Origin of the sequence: Pseudoalteromonas sp. (assembly GCF_036960685.1) — a bacterium.
In the GTDB taxonomy this organism is placed as follows: Bacteria; Pseudomonadota; Gammaproteobacteria; order Enterobacterales; family Alteromonadaceae; genus Pseudoalteromonas.
In genome coordinates this window covers 220,113-239,137 of the sequence record NZ_JBALXK010000004.1, presented here as the reverse complement: position 1 = coordinate 239,137, position 19,025 = coordinate 220,113, and the positions used below count along the sequence as shown (strand labels likewise).

Below are 19,025 nucleotides of genomic sequence, written 5' to 3'. Positions count from 1 at the left end.
ATAATGGATAAGAGAGAAATATGAATATCAAACAGTTAACCGCAGCCATTGGTGTTGCTTTATTTGCCAGTTCAGTATCTGCTGCACCATCTACTCCAAGCATCAGCTGGGAACCACAACAATATTCATTTGTTGAGGTAGACCTTGAAGGTAATGGTTCTTATAAGCAACTTGTTACACGTGTAGAGCAGGTTAGCATTAACATAAAATGGAGTGCTTGGAGCGGCGACGGCGGTGATAGCTATAAAGTTTACTTTGACGATATGTTAGTAAACGAAGGCCCACTTGCTGCTGGAGCAAAAACAGGCACCATTTCGTTCCCGTATGATAAAGCGGGTCGTCATACTATGTATGTTGAGCTATGTGAAGGCGGCACTACCTGCGCGCGCAGTGAAGGTAAGGCAATTGTTATCGCTGATACAGACGGTGGCCATTTAGCGCCATTGCCGATGGATTATGATCCTAATAACCGTGATATTGGTATTAAGCAAGGGTTAGTCACGGGTGCTTATTTTGTGGAATGGGGTATTTACGGTCGTGATTATGACGTAACGAATATGCCTGCACAAAACTTAAGCCACATTCTATATGGCTTTATTCCAATTTGTGGTGAAAATGCATCATTATCAGGTGGCCCTAAGCGTGCGCTTGAAACAGCCTGTGCAGGCTCTGCTGATTATGAAGTGGTTATTCACGATCCTTGGGCTGCTGTACAAAAAGCATTACCAGGTGTGGACGCGAACGATCCAATCCGTGGTACTTACTCACAGTTAATGGCGCTTAAACAGCGTTACCCTGATCTGAAAATTTTACCGTCAGTGGGCGGCTGGACATTATCAGACCCATTTGGTGGGTTTACTAATAAAGCAAACCGCGATACGTTTGTTGCTTCAATGGAAGAGTTCTTAAGAACGTGGAAATTTTACGATGGTGTTGATATCGATTGGGAATTCCCAGGTGGCGATGGCCCGAACCCAGATATTGGCGACCCAGTGAATGATGGCCCTGCGTATGTTGCTCTAATGCAAGAACTTCGTGCGATGCTTGATAAACTTGAAGCTGAAACAGGCCGTACTTACGAGCTAACATCAGCGATTGGTGCAGGTTACGATAAAATTGAAGATGTTGACTATCAAGCAGCTAGTCAATACATGGATTACATCTTTGCCATGACTTATGACTTCTATGGTGCATGGAGCGGCGTGACGGGTCACCAAACTGCGCTTTATTGTGGTGAGCACATGAGCGCAGGCCAATGTAATGGTACAGGTGTTGATGAAAATGGCGAGCCACGTAAAGGCCCTGCATATACCACTGATAACGCAGTACAATTATTACTAGCGCAAAATGTACCATCGAAGAAAATCGTTGTTGGTGCCGCTATGTATGGCCGTGGTTGGGAAGGCGTTTACCCAACAGGCACAACTATTGACGGTAACCCAATGACTGCAACTGGTTCTGGTCCGTTAACAGGCTCAACTGCGCAAGGTGTGTGGGAAGACGGTGTTATTGATTATAAAGGTATTAAAACGCATATGATTGGTGCATCTGGCACTGGCGTAAATGGTTTTGAAGTAGGTTACGATGACCAAGCACAAGCTGCGTATGTTTGGAATCGTTCAACCGGTAAACTAATCACATATGATAGCCGTGAATCAGTACTTGCTAAAGGTGCTTACGTTAATCAGCATAACCTAGGTGGTTTATTTGCGTGGGAAATCGATGCTGATAATGGCGATATTCTAAATGCGATGCACGATGGTTTAGGTGGTGTTGTTCAACCAATTAACCAAAAGCCAGTGTTAAGCGTACAAAGCTCAGTGACAGTTAATGCTGGTGAATCAGTGTCAGTCAGTGCAACGGCAACAGATGCTGATAACGATGCACTCACATTCTCTTGGACTGCAGCAGCAGAGCTTACCGTATCTGGCGGGGCAACAAACACGCTTGCAATTACAGCACCTGCTGTAACACAAGATAGCCAGTTTACGGCAACAGTTAGCGTTACTGATGGTAAAGCGACTGTAAGCAAAAACGTGGTAGTTAATGTTATTGCTCCTAATTCAGGTGGCGACAACACGGCTCCTGTAGTTGATGCACTTGCTGATATCGCGATTGAAGAAGGTACATCAGCGAGTGTCGCTGTAGTAGCAACTGATGCACAAAATGATGCACTGACTTACACATGGAATGTACCTGCAGGCCTTACATTAACTGGCAGCGGTGCGAATGTAAGCTTAATGGCAGGCGCAGTTGATGCAGATACTAACCTGACTGTTTCTGTTGCGGTTAGTGATGGCGAGTTTACAGCAACGCAAAGCTTTACTGTAACCGTCACAGATGCTGATACTACAACGCCTCCTACCGGCACATGGGATGCGAGCCAAGTATATGTTGGTGGCGATACGGTTGTTTATAACGGTGTAACATACAAAGCTAAGTGGTGGACACAAGGTGATCGTCCTGATTTAGGCGGAGTATGGGAAGCGACAACACAAGCTACAGACGAAACGGGTAGCGTAGTATGGCAATCAGCTGCAGTTTACAATACAGGTGATGAAGTAACGCATCAGGGTGCAACATATCAAGCTAAATGGTGGACTCAAGGAAATGAGCCAGGTACAGCGGATGTATGGAAATTACTTTAATTTAATTGTGCGCCTAAGCCTACTCTTAGGCCTTAAGTTAACGTGACACTCCGATTTTAAAGCAGCTTTCGAGCTGCTTTTTTTGTTTTTTGCAAGGGATGTCCCATACTATAAAAACACCTTTCATTAAGTAATCAGGTTGTATTTATCAAGTATCTATATTTACTACTCGTATTATTAAGCCCAGTCGCGGCTAGTTGTGAAAAAACGCTACGTGTAGGCGTTGTGTTACCTTGGCCACCTTTTGTTTTTGATGGCGATCAGGCTCTGACTGGGATAGATATTGATATTAGCCGATTAGTGTTAACAGAAGCTGGTTTTTGCAGTTATTTTGTACGCTTTCCAACCTCAAAACGTGGCTTAGTTGAGCTAGAAAAAGGGCGCGTTGATGTATTATCTGCTGCCAGCTTTACCCAACAAAGAGCGCAATATAGTCATTTTTCAACGCCTTACAGACGTGAAAGAATGCGGTTGTTTTGGTATGAAGATCCCAGATACTTAACACACAGTTTAGCTGAATTATTAGCAAAAAATAAAACTATAGCGGTTAATAATGGTGGCTATTACGGTAAAGAGTTTGAACAATTAAGCCAAACGAGTGACAACAGAGAGTCAATTGTTCGCGTGCCTCTGCTCTCGCACCGGCTGCATATGTTAAAAGCAAAACGGGTCGATTTTATGATAGACGATGAAATATCAGGCCAGTATCTTATCAGGCAAGAGGAAATCACCGGTATTACACTGCACCCTTATGTTATTCACGATAATCCAATTCATTTTATGCTCAGTAAAAAAACAGTCACGATTGAAAACATGCACGCAATTAACAGCGCGATTATTAATGTGCAAGCTGAGATTGAAAAAATTATAGCCAGCTATACGCTTAAATTATAAATTTTCACGGCCAAAGAGCTGAGCACGTTTAAGTGTCTGTGAAGGGTTTTCGCCAAATAGTTGTTTATAGTCTTTAGCAAACTGCCCAGGGTGCCAAAAACCCCAGTTAGCTGCAACCGTAGCAATAGGCTTATTTATTTGCGGATCACTCAATTCACGGCGAATTTGGTTAAGCCGGGTGATACGTAAAAACCGCAGCGGGTTAATGCCTAAAATCGTTTCAAAACTGTATTGCAAGGTACGTCGACATACATATGTAAATTCACACAATTGAGTAATAGTCACCACATTATCAGGGTGATTAACAATAAATTCTTTAGCTCTATCGACAACCAGTTTACGGTGCTTATAGCTGGGGGTTACTTTTTGCTGCGGCTGCTTTGATTGTAATAGCTGCAGTACCAAGTTCAATAAAATATCATGCTGTAGAGCTGCACTGGCACCGCAGCCGTGAGCATAAATTACCTGTTCAATGCATTGTCGAGCGCGGATCACGGCTTGATGTGATGTGGTTATACGAGGTGAACCTTGGTTAGTTATTCCTAATAGTGACAGTCCTTGTTGCTGGGCAATTTGCTGCAATGCATCTTGGTTGATCACCATGCCATAAATATTAAACTGCTCAGGGGTGATCAGCTCAAAATTACAATCACTTGGCCGGCACATCAGTTGATTTTCAGCGATGCTGAGACCATTTATTTTACTCTGTTGCGAATGTGCAGGAATACCAAGCCATAACGCATTAGGCCACACTTTACACTGTTGTCGTAACGCACGCTGAGTAAACTCTTTAAATACTTGCAAGTCATTAAAAGCGACTTCATCAATACAGCCATAAAAGCAGCCATCACTGACTTGGTCGTACTTTTGCTGCCAATTAGTCAGATTATCCGCCTGCTGATCCACATCTGTCGTTGTTAAAGTGCACTTCGTTGGTGCGTTAGTCGGTAAATTATGTTGCATCGTTGCGCATTGTACCTCTGGTTATTTATTGCGAGTAAAATTTCCCTATTAAATTAACGCTATAACTAATTGATTATTATTGGTTTAGTAAGGTTTGCCAAAACTTGATAGTTGCTTGGTATGCAATACGCTACCTTAAAAGAGCTGTCGCATGGATTTAGTTACTGTTTTATTTGATGCTATTTCATTTGAAGCAATCGCCATGCCTAACCTCTTTAACACACATTTTGTCAGCAAGGTAGTTTATGAGTAAATCGTACCGTTACACGCTAGGAAGTAAAACATATCAATTTGAAAGTCTTGCGCAACTAATGGCTAAAGCAACCCCCCAGCGTTCTGGTGACAGTTTAGCGGGGGTCAGTGCTAGTTGCGCTGAGGAGCGTGCGGTTGCGCAAATGACCTTGGCAGAAGTGCCTTTAAAAACATTTTTAAATGAGGCCTTGATCCCATACGAAGATGATGAAATCACGCGCTTAATTATTGACGAACATGACACCCATGCATTTTCCCCAATCGCGCATTTAACGGTGGGAGATTTTCGTAATTGGTTGTTGAGTGATCATGCCACAAGCGCTGTTCTCACATCGATAAGAGCGGGTGTTACACCAGAGATGGCCGCAGCGGTATGTAAGATAATGCGTAATCAAGATTTGATCTTAGTGGCTAAAAAGTGCCATGTAACAACCGCATTTAGAAACACCATAGGTTTGCCTGGGCATTTATCAACCCGTTTACAACCAAATCATCCTACTGATAACGTCAATGGCATTGCTGCCAGTATTTTAGATGGATTGCTTTATGGCAGTGGCGATGCTGTTATCGGTATCAACCCTGCCACTGACAATGTTGCCCAAGCGATTAAATTGATGCAATTAATGGACGAGGTTATTGAAAAATATCAAATACCAACCCAAAGCTGTGTACTGACTCATGTAACTAATACTATCGAATGTATTAATGCTGGCGCACCGGTTGACTTAGTTTTTCAATCTATTGGTGGCACAGAAGCCACTAACACTAGTTTTGGCTTTAATTTAAATACCCTTGCTGAAGCACAAGCCGCAGCGCTTAGTTTAAAGCGTGGCACTGTAGGCGACAACATCATGTATTTTGAAACAGGGCAAGGCAGTTCCTTGTCTGCTAATGCCCATCATGGCTTAGATCAACAAACCTGCGAAACACGTGCCTATGCTGTCGCACGCAAATTTAAACCACTATTAGTCAATACGGTCGTGGGTTTTATTGGCCCTGAATATTTATTTGATGGTAAAGAAATTACCCGAGCTGGCCTTGAAGATCACTTTTGCGCCAAATTACTAGGTGTGCCTATGGGGTGTGACGTGTGTTACACCAATCATGCTGAAGCAGATCAAAATGACATGGATAATTTACTGACTTTACTTGGCGTTGCCGGATGCTCCTTTGTGATGGGCATTCCAGGTTCCGACGACATAATGCTGAACTATCAAACGACTTCTTTTCATGACGCACTATATGCAAGACGAGTACTTGGTCTGCGTGCTGCGCCAGAGTTTGAGCTATGGTTAGCAAAAATGAACATTATGACTGATACAAAGCAGCATATATTGTCTGACACTTTGCCTTCTCAGTTTGCGCGTTCTTTAAAAACTTTAAGCGGAGGGGCACTATGAAAAACGCAGTGCCTAAAGTAGCGAAACAGCATAAGGACATGGGTAAAGTCGTGCATAACCCTTGGCGGGAATTACGGCGCTTCACCGATGCTCGCATTGGCTTAGGTCGGGCTGGTATCAGTTTACCGACAAACGAGATGTTGGCATTTCAGCTTAGTCATGCTCAAGCGCGTGATGCGGTGAATTTTCCGTTGGATTTCGCAGCATTAAGTGAGCAGTTACAGCCTTTTGGTACATCAGTGCTGCATTTACATAGTCAAGCTTTGGATAGGAGTCATTATTTACAGCGCCCTGATTTAGGCCGAAAGTTGGATATAGCGTCGCGCGATAAGTTAACTGATTTTATGAGTAATGTTAGTGCTGGTGCGCAACATCAACATGATATCGCTATTACCATTGTGGATGGTTTATCGTCTTTAGCGGTGCAAAAAAATGCTACCGCCTTCATTAAGCAGTTACTCGTATTACTTGATGAGCAGCCTCAAGCATGGCGTTTGGCGCCATTTACGTTAGTAGAGCAAGGCCGAGTCGCAATTGGCGATGATATTGGACAGTTGTTAAATGCCAAAGTGGTCGTGGTTTTAATTGGTGAGCGCCCGGGTTTAAGTTCGCCAGATAGCCTAGGGTTGTATTTAACCTGGCAGCCAAAGGCCGGCCTCAATGATGCTTGCCGTAACTGTATTTCTAATATTCGCCCAGCTGGACTGTCTTATCAAGACGCAGCACAACGTACTTTATATCTTTTACAAGAAGCTCGGCGCTTAAACCTCTCAGGGGTTGGATTAAAAGATCGCAGCCAAGATGATGTGATTGAGCACCAAACACAGACTAAAAACTTTTTACTCTCGGAATAAATAACAACGAAAATAGATTAATTACAATAAAAACAGCAGGAGAATAATATGTCAGATAATAAAGAGTACCTTGCAAAAAGACAGTTAAAACGAGGTTCAGCAGGTTGGATTTTACTCGCTGGATTAGGCATATCGTATGTGATATCGGGTGATTTTGCAGGTTGGAATTTTGGTATTGCAGAAGCCGGTTGGGGTGGTTTTGCAGTGGCTACGGTGCTAATGGCTGTGATGTATTTAACCTTGGTTTTATCATTGGCCGAGATGTCTGCGGCGATCCCTGCATCCGGTGGTGGATATAGTTTTGCGCGCCAAGCGATGGGCCCCGCTGGTGGATATTTAACTGGCTTGGCAGTGTTAATCGAATATGCATTAGCACCCGCTGCAATTGTTATTTTTATTGGCTCAGCAGTTGAAGCATTGTTAGGTTTTAATGGCCCATGGGTGTATGCATTGTTTTATATTGTGTTTATTAGTATTCATTTAGCGGGAGTAGGGGAAGCGCTAAAAGTTATGATGGTGATAAGTGGTTTAGCTATTTTTGCGATTATTGCCACCGCTCTAGCACTGATCAGCCATTTTGATGTCACCCGCTTGTTTGATATAGCTATGACTGATGCGGTGGGGGCTTCTGAATTCTTGCCATTCGGCTGGTATGGCGTGTGGGCTGCCTTACCATTTGCAATGTGGTTATTTTTGGCGGTTGAAGGTGTACCGCTTGCGGCAGAAGAAGCGAAAGATCCTGGTAAAGATGTACCAAAGGGGATCATCGGTGCGATGCTGTTTTTATTATTTACCGCGTTGTTAGTTGTGGTATTGATCCCTGCAGCGGCAGGTGCCAGTGCAATGGGGGCAAGTGCGGTGCCGTTAGTCGATGCGCTAAATGCAACAGATAATCCAAACTTGGCGACCCTAGTCAATATACTTGGTTTAGCGGGATTAGTGGCATCGTTCTTTTCGATTATTTATGGTTATAGTCGCCTTGTATTTGCACTTTCAAGAGCTGGATATTTTCCAAAAAACTTGTCAGTTACCACGTCACGAAAAGTGCCAGCGCGAGCATTGATTGTACCGGGAGTGTTTGGTTTCATAGCATCGTTAAGTGGCGAAGGTGATTTAATGTTAGCAATGGCTGTGGTGGGAGCAACGGTTTCCTATGCGTTAATGGCGTTAAGCCATATTTTGTTGCGCATCAAACAACCTGAACTTGTCCGTCCTTATAAAACTCCCGGTGGTGTGGTCACCTCATCGATAGCACTCGTGTTATCCTTGGTGGCACTAACAGGCGTGTATGCGTTTGACCCTAGAGCGTTTTTATTTACAGTTGTGCTATTTTTGATTGGTGCTATTTATTATTTTGCTTACAGTAGTAAACATCTAGTCGCGCACAGTGCAGATGAAGAGTTTGCAATGCTTGCACAAGCTGAAGCTGATCTTGCAATAAAATAGTCCGCTTATATACCCAAACCACCTCAAGGTGCAAGTTTCAGTTGGAATTAAAAGCGATTTAGGCAAGGCATTGATTGCAAATAATAGTGGTTCTATTGTTAAAATCAATAACGCAGTATAAATCGCTTTTAAACCAACCCATTGGGCGTTTCACAGGCACTTACTCTCATCGTTGTTACTTCTTAAAAGGGACTGCCATTGTTGCAAAGTAACGCCTTGATATTAAGCCCCTGTGAAACGCTGAATTCTGCATCTTGAGGTAGCTTGGGTATAATAGGCCGTTTACACGGCCTATTAATTACCCAAGGCGAGTTACATTAACTTTTATCCGCCCTGCGTTAGCGCCGTAAAAACGCATTAAATCATTGGCAAATGGTGTGAACTCACCTGAATGAGCCATTTTAAAGTCGCCGCCATCAGCAATTTCAAATGCATCATTATCACTATGAGCGATGGCACCAATTAATGCGAACCAGTTGGCATGAGGTAGGCGCCTAAACGGTTCAAGTAAAGCCATGGGGATCTCTTTAACCCCTAGTTGCAGGTTGTCTCGGTGCCAGCCTTGCGGCCCACATTTTACACCATCGTCATACCAAAGTTGCTCGGGATAAGGGCTAAACCTATAAGTTGCGCCTTGCTCAAGCATTAGCCCCGTTGCATTGTATTGCTCTGAGGCATAGACCAATACGTCTTGGCTTTGGCCAATTTGCAGCACCGACATATTTTGGTTCTGCAGCGCAATATGCGCAGATAAACCATTAAAATTTAGCGTGCTTTGATCGGCATACAACAGTTTATAGGTGAGATTCTTTATAGATTCTGGGCGATAACTGGTCAACATATTTATACGATTAGCAACGCTGTGATGAATAGTCGGTAGTAACTCACTTTGCTCATCATCGACTAATACCGTGCATTCGCGATCAATTAATTTAAACAAAGGATTAAACCAAAAGTAATTTTGTTGATGACTTAATGCTAATGGATCTGGGGTGATGGTCATATCATCTTGCGCAATTACGCTGTTGTGACCTGCAGGAAATAGCGATGAATAATCAATTGCTTGGCTTGTTAAAAAAGCAAGAGAGAGGGGCTGTTCCAGTAACCATTCCATTGCAAAACGTAAGCAGATATCGGCTAAGCCATCTCGATAATAACCACCGCCGATATCAGAGTGAGCCCCTGCAAACCACACTTCTTGTGCATTGGTTTGGTGGTTGATAAGTGTAGGTTCAAAGGCCCGACGTTTCTCATCAAGCGCGACACAATGCAAGGCTTGGTCGATATTAGTGGCTAAAGTATGGTTTTCAAAAATAACATGCTCAGCGCCACGAGTGGCTTTGGTAACCTTGGATAAACCAATGGATGCAACGGTATCAAATACACACAAATAGATACTATTGCTTATTAGTGGCTCTAAGCACTTTGCAAAACGCCTCGCAAGTGCTGCTCCGCGGCTAAAACCAGTAAGTAATACCGTATCGCCTACTTGGTAGTGTTGCTTAAAATCGTTGATCGCATGCTTTAAAATACTGGCTACGTCATCATCACGTGGTGCTAAGGTTTGATTAAGTAACCGCTTTAAACGACTTCCTTTAGTACCAATCCCTTGATAATAAAAGCTAAGTTGAGAACTAAACACGGTTGTGGGTGCTAAATTTAAGCTACCGCCAAATAGTAAGTGTAGCTTGAGAATATTAGAGATACTGGCGTCTTCTTTAAAATGTGCAGAACTGAACTGCTCAGCATCACGGGGCTCACTGCCGGTACCATCAAAGTTGAAAATCAGCGTTTTAGCCGTCATAGCATCATTCCTTTCAGTTGGTTTATCCTAATTTACAGAGGAAATATTAAAATTTGAAGACAATATTTAGTTTAAAAGACACCCACTAATATAAACTTGCTTTAAGCTTCAAAAAAGTATAAAAGACATCCATGCTACTCCAGCAAAGCAATAACTGAATTTGCATCATTAGCGCAATGGTCTAGTATTGATAAGGGAACATGGTTTTTGAGGTCTTTATGGCAACTGCACGACATAGGCAGATAAGTTTAGTAGACACCCGTTATTATCATTGCGTATCACGCTGCGTGAGAAGAGCGTATTTGTGTGGCGTTGATAAATATACTGGTCAATCCTACGAGCATAGAAGACAATGGGTTGAAGATAAATTAATGCGTTTAGCTTCCATCTTTTTTATTGATATTTGTGCTTATGCAGTAATGAGTAATCATACACACTTAGTGTTGCATGTTGATAGCAAAAAGGCTGAACGTATAAATGATAGAGCCATTGCTATACGGTGGCATAAAGCGTTTAAAGGTTCTGATCTCACAAGACGTTTTGCTAAGGGAGATACGTTGTCTTCTACCGAGGCAGCGACTGTTTCAGATAATATTAAGCAATATCGTAAAAGGTTGATGGATATCAGCTGGTTTATGCGTTCACTAAACGAATATATTGCGCGTCGGGCAAATAAAGGAGATAACTGTAAAGGGCGGTTTTGGGAGGGGCGATTCAAGTCACAAGCTTTGCTTGATGAATCTGCGTTACTTGCATGCATGGCATATGTAGATTTGAATCCAGTTCGCGCGGGTATTGCTGGTACTCCAGAAGGCTCAGATTTCACAGGTGTTCAAAAACGGATTGCTGCTGCCACTGTAGGTAAGCAACCTCAATATTTATTACGCTTTTCAGGAATGACTACTGAACATATAGCAAAAGGCCTACCTTTTGAGCTGACTTCTTATTTAACTTTGATTGATGCAACTGGGCGTTGTATACGTGCAGATAAAACGGGCCATATATCTAATGATTTAGCCCCTTTACTCGAAAGAGTGAATATATCCACTGAAAATTGGCTAAAACTAACAAGTAAATTTACGACTGTTTTTCATGGTGCAGTTGGAAGGCCTGAGTCACTAAAATTATTTTGCCACCATCAGCATTTTAAACGGCGTGCAAACCTTACTAACTGTGAAAAGCTATTAGCGTGACTTTTAGCCTGATGTACAACTAAACTTGCTTCAATTAATATTGTGATGATTAATGCTGTCAGACAGTCACTATCTCTTTTGTTAATGCTATTTAGGTCGTTATTTCTATTAAATTATAGAGTTCACTTACCTTAAATTCTTTAGTGTGGATTAGTTACTAGCATTTTTATTTTAAATGGGTGTCATTGTAATGCTAGCAATGGGGGTTGTTAACTTAAGTGGGTGTCTAGTAATGGAGTTAGTGGCGGTATATTTATCCGCCACCAATCTTTTTGAGCGTTTAATGCAGTTTCATTTTCGGTCTTACCACCCGTAGCACTTTCTCGCTGATCCACAACGCAAAGGTTTTTGCGCTGCCATGAATAGCGCGTTGGTGCATTCTATACAGTGAAATATACATAAACCGAGCGATCCGTCCTTCGATGAAAAAACTATTGCTGGTGAGGTTACCCATTAAACTGCCTACGGTACTGTAGCGCGATAAGTTAACTAATGAGCCATGGTCGTTATATTCAAATCCGCGCAGTGGCTGTTGGCGTAACGTCGCGATTAGGTTTTTTTCAACACATTGTGCCATTTGGTGAGCTGATTGCGCGCGCGGTGGCACGAGCTTGCCGTCTTGTTGGGTAAAGGCGCAGCAATCACCGAGAACATAAATTCGCTCGTCACAGTTACTTTGTAAGTAATCATTGACCATTATTTGGTTATTACGAGTGAGTTCAAAAATTCCTAGCTCCTTAACAAAGTCGGGGGCTTTAACACCCGCGGCCCAGACCATGATATCGGCATTAATGTGTTCATCATCTTTGGTGATAAAACCTTGTTCAGTGGCTTGTTTAACTTGGGTATTTTCACGCACGGTTACACCTAACTTTAATAGCTCGCGCTTTGCTGAATTAGCAATTCTATCTGGTAGGGCGGGCAGTATTCGTGGGCCTGCTTCAATTAAGTGAATATGTAAGCGTTTAGCCGACATATTGGTAAGGCCGTATAGTTTTAATAGGTCAGAAACATGGTAAAGCTCAGCCGAAAGCTCGACTCCCGTTGCACCACCGCCAACAATGGCAATATTTAATGCATGCTGTGGGTCGTCGTCTTGATGTAGACGAGTAAAGTTATCGAGTAGCGCGTGTTGAAAACGTTCGGCCTGTTGGTTTGAATCAAGGTAAAAGCAATGCTCTTTAATACCAGGAGTGTTGAAGTCGTTACTTACGCTACCAATGGCAATGACTAGGTAGTCATAGTGAACGGTACGTTCTGGCAAAATTTGATGACCAAGCTCGTCATTTAATGCACTTAACGTAATGGTTTTATTAATGTTATCGAGGTTACAAAAAGTACCAAGTTGAAAGTGGTAATGGTGTTTTGCAGCATGGGCTGAGTAAACTACACCGTCTAAATCGGCATCAATAGATCCCGTAGCTACTTCATGAAGTAACGGTTTCCAAATATGTGTGCGGTTTTTATCTATGAGTAGAATATCAGCTTGTTTTTTCTTTCCTAGTTTATGTCCTAATTGCGTTGCTAGCTCCAACCCGCCAGCCCCACCACCGATGATCACGATTTTAGGATGTGTAGTTATCATTACGTTGCCCTCAAAAGAATTATACTTAAATGCTCTTGTGATGGCTAAAAGGCTGAGAACACTTAGGTATTAAGCAGAAAAAAACATTAAAATACCTTTTCAAGCAACGCTTTAATAGTGCGCCTTTTTAATTGATTTGTCAGTAAAATTAATGGGAACAGCCAAGAAACTAAACTAAAAAAAAGTTACCATGGCGAATATTGAATTTTCAAACTATGATTTCCTTTATTAGGGAATTTTAATAAAGGGAATATTATGAGCGCAACGCTACTTTCCTCGCTTGAGCAGCACTTTGGTTTTAAACAATTTCGTCAAGGCCAACAACAGACCATTGAGCAGCTGTTAAATAACCAATCATCACTCGCTATCTTTCCTACTGGCTCTGGTAAGTCGTTATGTTATCAGCTGACTGCCTTACATTTACCTAATTTAACTTTAGTCGTTTCGCCATTATTGGCTTTGATGAAAGATCAAATCAGCTTTTTAAATGACAAAGGGATTTATGCGGCAAGTTTAGATTCAAGTCAAACAGCAGAGCAAAGTCATACAGTGATGGGCGATGTGCGTACTGGTAAAGTGAAAATTCTAATGGTGTCGGTTGAGCGCTTTAAAAACGAACGGTTTCGTGAATTTATTAATCAAATTGCTATTTCTATGTTGGTGATTGATGAAGCGCACTGTATTTCTGAATGGGGTCATAACTTTAGGCCTGATTATTTAAAGCTGCCCCGCTACCGAGAAGAACTTAATATTCCATTAGTGTTGCTGTTAACTGCAACCGCGACTAAAAAAGTTAAACGCGATATGAGCGAACGTTTTGCAATTGCCCCAGAGTGTATTGTGCAAACTGGGTTTTATCGGGCTAACTTAGATTTATCGGTATTGAGTTTAAAAACAACGGATAAGAGCAATACCTTAGCTAATATTGTACGCGAGCAACAAGGGCCTGGTATTGTTTATGTGACCTTACAGCATACAGCTGAGCAAGTTGCTGAAGCTCTTAGCCGCCAAGGCTTACACGCTGTTGCTTATCATGCTGGGCTTGAAGACACCTTGCGTTATGGTATTCAAGATGACTTTATGGCGGGTAAAATTAATGTAGTTGTTGCCACTATTGCGTTTGGAATGGGGATTGATAAATCAGATATTCGCTTTGTTATTCACTATGATTTACCAAAATCGATTGAAAACTACAGCCAAGAAATTGGCCGTGCAGGGCGAGACGGGCAACCTTCACAATGTTTTACCTTAGCTAATTTAGATGGCTTAAACACGGTTGAAAACTTTGTTTACGGCGATACTCCAGAACTTAGCGGTATTGAGCATGTTATAAATGACATTCGCCAACATCAAGATCAGCAGCAGCGCTGGGAGATGCAAGAATACAGTCTCTCGAGCGACAGTAATATCCGCCAATTAGCGCTTAAAACCTTACTCGTACAATTGGAAATGCAAGGTGCAATAACGCCGCTATATGCTTATTACGCTGATTTTAAATATAAATTTTTAGAAGATAAAGCCACGCTGCTAAATCACTTTGATGCTGCTCGCCAAGAGTTTTTAAACTTAATCTTCAGCCATACGCAATTTAAAAAAGTATGGGGTACATTAAATTTTGATAGTCTAACGCAAGGTGCTCAAGTGGATCGCAAACGGGTTGTTGCAGCCCTTGATTATTTAGCTGAGAAAAACCTGATAGCCCTTGAAACCAAACGTATTACTCAAGTTTATCAAGTCCATAGCGATGTAATTAATAATCCTGAATTAGCACCGCAATTACACGATTACTTTGTTGATAAAGAGCAAGCTGAAATTAAGCGTATTGCGGCACTAATTCGCTTTTTCGAGCTTAAAACATGTTTGAGCTATAACCTTGCTCGTTATTTTGATGACAACCAAGCACCGCAGCAATGCGGCCATTGCTCGGTATGTAGAGGCCAAGCCGTAACACTTGAGTATTCGTTGGAGCATCGCTTTGTTGACGATGCTGTAATTTATCAAAAGGTTGATGAGTTACTTACTCACCTAGCCAGTAAAGGCATAAGTAATGTAGGTATTGAAACCCAATGTCGCTTTTTAGCGGGTATGAGCGTACCGTTATTTGCACGTAACAAAGTGCGTCAACTCAGTGGCTTTGGCTTATGTGAGCAGCAGCGTTACAGCGAAATAAAAACGAAATTACTGGCGCGTTAAATTCACTCAGGTATGCTAGAGGCTTATTCTTAAAAGTAAGCCTTTATGCCCCAGATTGTTCACCCCGATGAAACCATCATTGCAATAAAAAATGTTACATCAGCCCCTGAGCCTGTTACTTGCGCTAATTGCCAAGCATGCTGTTGTCAGTTAGAAGTGCGTATTGTGACCGACACTGGTGTGCCATTTCATTATATTGAGTATGATAAATGGGGCAGTGAAGTGATGAAACGCGCAGATGATGGCTGGTGCCAAGCACTCGACCGCAATACCTTAATGTGTTCAATCTACGAAAACCGCCCGTTGGTATGCCGCGAATTTGAAATGGCATCGGATGAGTGCATCACCGAGCGTGACCTTGCAGGGATCTGAGTTGCCATTTAATTGGTAGTTTCACGTTACACAATTATAAGTGGGTGTCTACGTTATTGCTTTCAACAGCATATCACTAAGTTATTGAATCATAATCGCTATTCGGCTATGGTTGGTAACTCAATAAAAACATTAAAAAATCATGCATAAATTAATCACTATTATGTCAGTTACTTTTCTTGGCTTTATTATATGGGTCATATATCAAGCTAATACGGGGCAACATAGTATTTTCTTTGAGCTTGTTAGAAGTATCCCTTATGGCGATAAAGTAGGGCACTTTTGTTTATTTGGTTTGCTTGCTTTAGGTGCTAATTTTGCGTTTAAGCTAAAATCATATTCAGTATTGTCATACAATTTGTATATTGGTTCGAGCGTCGTGTTTCTATTCGTTTTATTGGAAGAACTAAGCCAATACTTCATACCTAGCAGAACGTTAGACATCGCTGATCTACTTGCTGATGCTTTAGGTATCCTCACTTTTAGTTTGATAACCAAGCTGATAAATAAAGCTTCGCGATGACGAGTTTTGTTAGCTTACATTGGTTGATTACTGCAAATGAACAGCTTTTCCCTCCGTAGCAAGCGCTTAAACTATCATGGTTAATTTTTGGCTGTGTGCCGTAAGTTAATAGTGGGTGTCTGTGTAAGTAGTTTCAACATAAATACTCACCTCCAAAGAATAGAAAAGATGAAACAAGCAGCTCAACTTGCTGGACTTTCAAGAGGGGCGCCTTCGGGTACTTAACTACTATGCTGATGTCAGTAGAGATTAGTAAAGCGTTTCTTATGAGTGATATGTTTGCACCTGGGCAACCATATGATTTAAAGCATAATAATGCGATGAAAGGGTCGGCTGAATTTGGAAATTGGTTTTATGGAGCGGCAGCAAATGTATTCGGTTACTCAGAATCCGAGACTCTGAAGGCCGCTGCAATTGTCCAGCAGTATCAAAACTTCGGAGACAGTAATCAGGAACTAGTTGACGTTGGTGAGATGATAGCCAAAATGATGTGGGCAGCAATGACGGGCCAAGGAGATAACCCCGATGATCCAGCGCCGATTAGTGGAGGTCACGCTTATAATGATGTCCGTAAGAATGATCCTGATGCGGCAAAGAAAAATAACTCTTGTGAAGATACCGAACATAGCGATAATAATAAAAGTTCACCAAGCCCTAGTTTTGGTGGTGCTGGTATATCAGGAGATATTGATGGTGGTTGGGGTCAAGGTGGATATCAATATATAGGTCCGGGTACATGTTATGCATGTTTATCTACACATATTGTTGATTTGCCAAGACGTATGAACTAATTAATAAAATAGAGACTATATAATGTTCAGTATATAGTCTTTTTGCATGAGGTTTTTATTTTGATAAAAAAAATTTATCACATAACGTCCATTTTATTATGGATATTTTTTGTTGTATGGATTGGTACATGGCTTATTTTAAAATTTACATCTGATGGATGCAATGAAGACATATATAATAAGAGTGATTCTATGGATGGATCATTAACAGCAGAAATTATAGTTAAAGATTGCGGTGGCGCTACTACAGATTTTTTTAGTTTCGTTCGAGTGCTTGATAATACAAATAATGATGTCATTGATAGAGTTTTTAACCTAAGAGGTAAGATAAGTGAGTCAGATATCGAATTAAAGTGGATAGAAAATAAGAAATTAGAAATTTCTATTAATGACTTAAACTCGATCGCTTCTTATGAACCAAAGAAGCTAAAAAGTAAGGGTTTAGAAGTTCAGCTTACATACTTAAAATCTATGTAGTGTTATAGCTTTCTAATAATTGTTCGTATTTTAATATGAATAAGCAGTTCTTAAGTCACTTTTCTACTTAATTTTATCTAGCTTAGAGGTTTGTATGTCTAGTGGTAAGCGCTAATCATAAATTTGTAAAGATGCTCAGCAATGGAGAAGTAAGTTTCAACTTAAACCCTTTAGATGAAGTTGAATGCCTGATACCACTTAATATCTTGGTTGTCTCAGCTAAGCAAAATACCCGATGCATTTCAAAAAGTTTAGGTACCCTTTATATCTAAATCTTTGAAAGTCGGGTATACAAATTGATCACCATAAATATTTAATTTAAGTTTAAGGTCAATATTTAAACTTGGTTTGTTAATCACGAAAGATCCTCATGCTCATTAATAACCGAAACCATAACCAGATCTAAAAAGCAAACAGCATGTATCGATGCCTTGCTTCGGTTTATAAAGTTCAGGTATCGCCAAGTTGTTTTCTCATCTTTATGTCCCATCCAGCCTATTATTAATGACATAGCACCGAATGGTGACAATCCAACTTTTTCGTCTAAAAGGGACGCAAGGCGAAATGTATCGTAAGTTGCACGTAAATCGTGAGTTCTATGCTGATTAGCCTAAGGGATCCCCAAAAATAATTATTAAATTTCAATTGCATCGCTCACATCCATATTTTTCCAATTGAGTTTCACTACCACCTGTACGAAGTAGGCGAGTCCTTCTAAATAATCTCGTCGCCGCAGTTTAAAGGACTGTTTTTTGAAGTATCTCAGCCCAACAAATGCCCATGACACGACTCGTCTGTTTTTGGTTGAGTTAGCTTGGAAAGCGCCAGTCTTTCCTGCTTTGTCTATCACTGCCCCCAGTATCATTGAGAACCAATGGGCCAGTGTGGCAAGCAGTAAAAGTATGTCTAATCGATTGAGTTTGTTCGTTCTGTGCAGATCTGAGCCTAAGCCGAACCTTACACTTTTTGGTCTCGAAACCCTGCCTCTATCTGCATTTTCATACCATATAGCTTGAGCACTTTGTCGAGAAATTGGTGCCTTTTTGGAAGTGAAAAAACGAGTAGCCAAGGCTCCTTATAACCACGTTCTTTATCTCTTTTTAATAACTTATGCCCCTTGCCAACTAACACTGCATGAGTTTGATATTTTGCACTTTTGGTCAGCTCGGTCACGCCAAGGTGCTGACTTTTAAGGTGATTATTTTTGAATAGCGATTGGCAGGATATGAACGTATTACTTTGCTCTGTTTTCAAGTGTACAGTGCCACGAACCCGGCTGATATAGTGCCAGCCATTGTTCCGCACGGCTTTGAGCCAGGGGACTTTAAAGCCCGCATCCGTCACAATTACGGGGCGGCAATCACTCGGCAAGATCAGTTTGTGCATCTTTAAGAACCGCTTTTAACTTTAGGGCAATGATATTGAAAGCGGAATGTACTTTCCTGATATAAGGTCAAAGAGCGACCTTCACAGGCAATGCTGGCACGCAGAATACAGTATTTGGTTTGTGTATCTGCATGACTCCAATCACCCAAAATGACGGGATGCTTTTCACTGACCACAAAACGGCTTAAGCGAACATAAACCGATGTCGATTCACGCAAAAGCTCGTGGTTACTGAGTAGTCGAT

16 protein-coding genes are annotated in these 19,025 nt (G+C 41.5%); 11 read left to right on the top strand and 5 right to left on the bottom strand.

Going from position 1 to position 19,025, the window contains the following annotated elements; all coding sequences use genetic code 11:
- Positions 1-20 precede the first annotated feature (20 nt).
- The gene (locus V7783_RS06060) at positions 21-2,648 is read left to right on the top strand and encodes a glycosyl hydrolase family 18 protein (protein ID WP_335677950.1); all 2,628 of its coding nucleotides are present in this window, start codon (positions 21-23) and stop codon (positions 2,646-2,648) included.
- 147 nt (positions 2,649-2,795) lie between these two features.
- Positions 2,796-3,542, top strand: coding sequence for a substrate-binding periplasmic protein (locus V7783_RS06055; protein ID WP_335677977.1), 747 nt, complete (start codon positions 2,796-2,798; stop codon positions 3,540-3,542).
- On the opposite strand, the gene V7783_RS06050 is transcribed toward V7783_RS06055, so the two are convergent.
- The gene (locus tag V7783_RS06050) at positions 3,537-4,505 is read right to left on the bottom strand and encodes a helix-turn-helix domain-containing protein (protein ID WP_335677949.1); all 969 of its coding nucleotides are present in this window, start codon (positions 4,503-4,505) and stop codon (positions 3,537-3,539) included. The genes V7783_RS06055 and V7783_RS06050 overlap by 6 nt on opposite strands.
- Before the next feature lie 245 nt (positions 4,506-4,750).
- On the opposite strand from V7783_RS06050, the gene V7783_RS06045 reads away from it, so the two are divergent.
- From V7783_RS06045 to eat, 3 genes are read left to right on the top strand one after another with little or no spacing between them, the layout of a single operon-like run.
- On the top strand, positions 4,751-6,157 hold the full coding sequence (locus tag V7783_RS06045) for an ethanolamine ammonia-lyase subunit EutB (RefSeq protein ID WP_335677948.1): 1,407 nt from the start codon (positions 4,751-4,753) through the stop codon (positions 6,155-6,157).
- Complete coding sequence (eutC, locus tag V7783_RS06040) at positions 6,154-7,011, top strand: ethanolamine ammonia-lyase subunit EutC (RefSeq protein ID WP_335677947.1); 858 nt, start codon at positions 6,154-6,156, stop codon at positions 7,009-7,011. The genes V7783_RS06045 and eutC overlap by 4 nt, the downstream gene beginning before the upstream one ends.
- 48 nt (positions 7,012-7,059) lie before the next feature.
- Positions 7,060-8,457 (top strand): ethanolamine permease, encoded by a 1,398-nt coding sequence (gene eat, locus V7783_RS06035; RefSeq protein WP_335677946.1) that lies wholly within the window; start codon positions 7,060-7,062, stop codon positions 8,455-8,457.
- 298 nt (positions 8,458-8,755) lie between these two features.
- On the opposite strand, the gene V7783_RS06030 is transcribed toward eat, so the two are convergent.
- The gene (locus tag V7783_RS06030; RefSeq protein ID WP_335677945.1) at positions 8,756-10,261 is read right to left on the bottom strand and encodes a DUF2235 domain-containing protein; all 1,506 of its coding nucleotides are present in this window, start codon (positions 10,259-10,261) and stop codon (positions 8,756-8,758) included.
- A gap of 218 nt (positions 10,262-10,479) precedes the next feature.
- On the opposite strand from V7783_RS06030, the gene V7783_RS06025 reads away from it, so the two are divergent.
- Positions 10,480-11,454 carry a transposase gene (locus tag V7783_RS06025; RefSeq protein WP_335677944.1) on the top strand — a complete coding sequence of 325 codons (975 nt, stop codon included), beginning with the start codon at positions 10,480-10,482 and terminating at the stop codon, positions 11,452-11,454.
- Between the two features lie 280 nt (positions 11,455-11,734).
- On the opposite strand, the gene V7783_RS06020 is transcribed toward V7783_RS06025, so the two are convergent.
- Positions 11,735-13,039: an NAD(P)/FAD-dependent oxidoreductase gene (locus V7783_RS06020; RefSeq protein ID WP_335677943.1), complete on the bottom strand. Its 1,305-nt coding sequence runs from the start codon at positions 13,037-13,039 to the stop codon at positions 11,735-11,737.
- Positions 13,040-13,294: 255 nt separating this feature from the next.
- On the opposite strand from V7783_RS06020, the gene V7783_RS06015 reads away from it, so the two are divergent.
- The 5 genes from V7783_RS06015 (at position 13,295) to V7783_RS05995 (ending at position 17,395) form a co-directional block, all read left to right on the top strand.
- Positions 13,295-15,232 carry a RecQ family ATP-dependent DNA helicase gene (locus V7783_RS06015; RefSeq protein ID WP_335677942.1) on the top strand — a complete coding sequence of 646 codons (1,938 nt, stop codon included), beginning with the start codon at positions 13,295-13,297 and terminating at the stop codon, positions 15,230-15,232.
- Between the two features lie 45 nt (positions 15,233-15,277).
- Positions 15,278-15,604, top strand: a complete 327-nt coding sequence (locus tag V7783_RS06010) for a YkgJ family cysteine cluster protein (protein ID WP_301562808.1) — start codon at positions 15,278-15,280, stop codon at positions 15,602-15,604.
- Between the two features lie 142 nt (positions 15,605-15,746).
- The gene (locus V7783_RS06005) at positions 15,747-16,127 is read left to right on the top strand and encodes a VanZ family protein (RefSeq protein WP_335677941.1); all 381 of its coding nucleotides are present in this window, start codon (positions 15,747-15,749) and stop codon (positions 16,125-16,127) included.
- A gap of 266 nt (positions 16,128-16,393) precedes the next feature.
- The gene (locus tag V7783_RS06000; protein WP_335677940.1) at positions 16,394-16,918 is read left to right on the top strand and encodes a polymorphic toxin type 44 domain-containing protein; all 525 of its coding nucleotides are present in this window, start codon (positions 16,394-16,396) and stop codon (positions 16,916-16,918) included.
- Positions 16,919-17,110: 192 nt separating this feature from the next.
- Positions 17,111-17,395, top strand: a complete 285-nt coding sequence (locus V7783_RS05995) for a hypothetical protein (protein ID WP_335677939.1) — start codon at positions 17,111-17,113, stop codon at positions 17,393-17,395.
- Positions 17,396-18,352: 957 nt separating this feature from the next.
- Here the strand turns inward: V7783_RS05995 and V7783_RS05990 are convergent.
- Both V7783_RS05990 and V7783_RS05985 read right to left on the bottom strand, forming a co-directional pair.
- Positions 18,353-18,781 carry a transposase gene (locus V7783_RS05990; protein WP_335677938.1) on the bottom strand — a complete coding sequence of 143 codons (429 nt, stop codon included), beginning with the start codon at positions 18,779-18,781 and terminating at the stop codon, positions 18,353-18,355.
- Positions 18,782-18,783: 2 nt separating this feature from the next.
- The gene (locus V7783_RS05985; RefSeq protein WP_335677937.1) at positions 18,784-18,999 is read right to left on the bottom strand and encodes a hypothetical protein; all 216 of its coding nucleotides are present in this window, start codon (positions 18,997-18,999) and stop codon (positions 18,784-18,786) included.
- Positions 19,000-19,025: the final 26 nt, after the last annotated feature.

What these genes read in the sequence shown, in the direction of transcription:
- V7783_RS06060 (WP_335677950.1), top strand. Translation starts at nt 21, where the DNA reads ATGAATATCAAACAGTTAACCGCAGCCATTGGTGTTGCTTTATTTGCC.
- V7783_RS06050 (WP_335677949.1), bottom strand. Translation starts at nt 4,505, where the DNA reads ATGCAACATAATTTACCGACTAACGCACCAACGAAGTGCACTTTAACA.
- V7783_RS06045 (WP_335677948.1), top strand. Translation starts at nt 4,751, where the DNA reads ATGAGTAAATCGTACCGTTACACGCTAGGAAGTAAAACATATCAATTT.
- eutC (WP_335677947.1), top strand. Translation starts at nt 6,154, where the DNA reads ATGAAAAACGCAGTGCCTAAAGTAGCGAAACAGCATAAGGACATGGGT.
- eat (WP_335677946.1), top strand. Translation starts at nt 7,060, where the DNA reads ATGTCAGATAATAAAGAGTACCTTGCAAAAAGACAGTTAAAACGAGGT.
- V7783_RS06030 (WP_335677945.1), bottom strand. Translation starts at nt 10,261, where the DNA reads ATGACGGCTAAAACGCTGATTTTCAACTTTGATGGTACCGGCAGTGAG.
- V7783_RS06025 (WP_335677944.1), top strand. Translation starts at nt 10,480, where the DNA reads ATGGCAACTGCACGACATAGGCAGATAAGTTTAGTAGACACCCGTTAT.
- V7783_RS06020 (WP_335677943.1), bottom strand. Translation starts at nt 13,039, where the DNA reads ATGATAACTACACATCCTAAAATCGTGATCATCGGTGGTGGGGCTGGC.
- V7783_RS06015 (WP_335677942.1), top strand. Translation starts at nt 13,295, where the DNA reads ATGAGCGCAACGCTACTTTCCTCGCTTGAGCAGCACTTTGGTTTTAAA.
- V7783_RS06010 (WP_301562808.1), top strand. Translation starts at nt 15,278, where the DNA reads ATGCCCCAGATTGTTCACCCCGATGAAACCATCATTGCAATAAAAAAT.
- V7783_RS06005 (WP_335677941.1), top strand. Translation starts at nt 15,747, where the DNA reads ATGCATAAATTAATCACTATTATGTCAGTTACTTTTCTTGGCTTTATT.
- V7783_RS06000 (WP_335677940.1), top strand. Translation starts at nt 16,394, where the DNA reads ATGAGTGATATGTTTGCACCTGGGCAACCATATGATTTAAAGCATAAT.
- V7783_RS05995 (WP_335677939.1), top strand. Translation starts at nt 17,111, where the DNA reads ATGGATGGATCATTAACAGCAGAAATTATAGTTAAAGATTGCGGTGGC.
- V7783_RS05990 (WP_335677938.1), bottom strand. Translation starts at nt 18,781, where the DNA reads ATGCACAAACTGATCTTGCCGAGTGATTGCCGCCCCGTAATTGTGACG.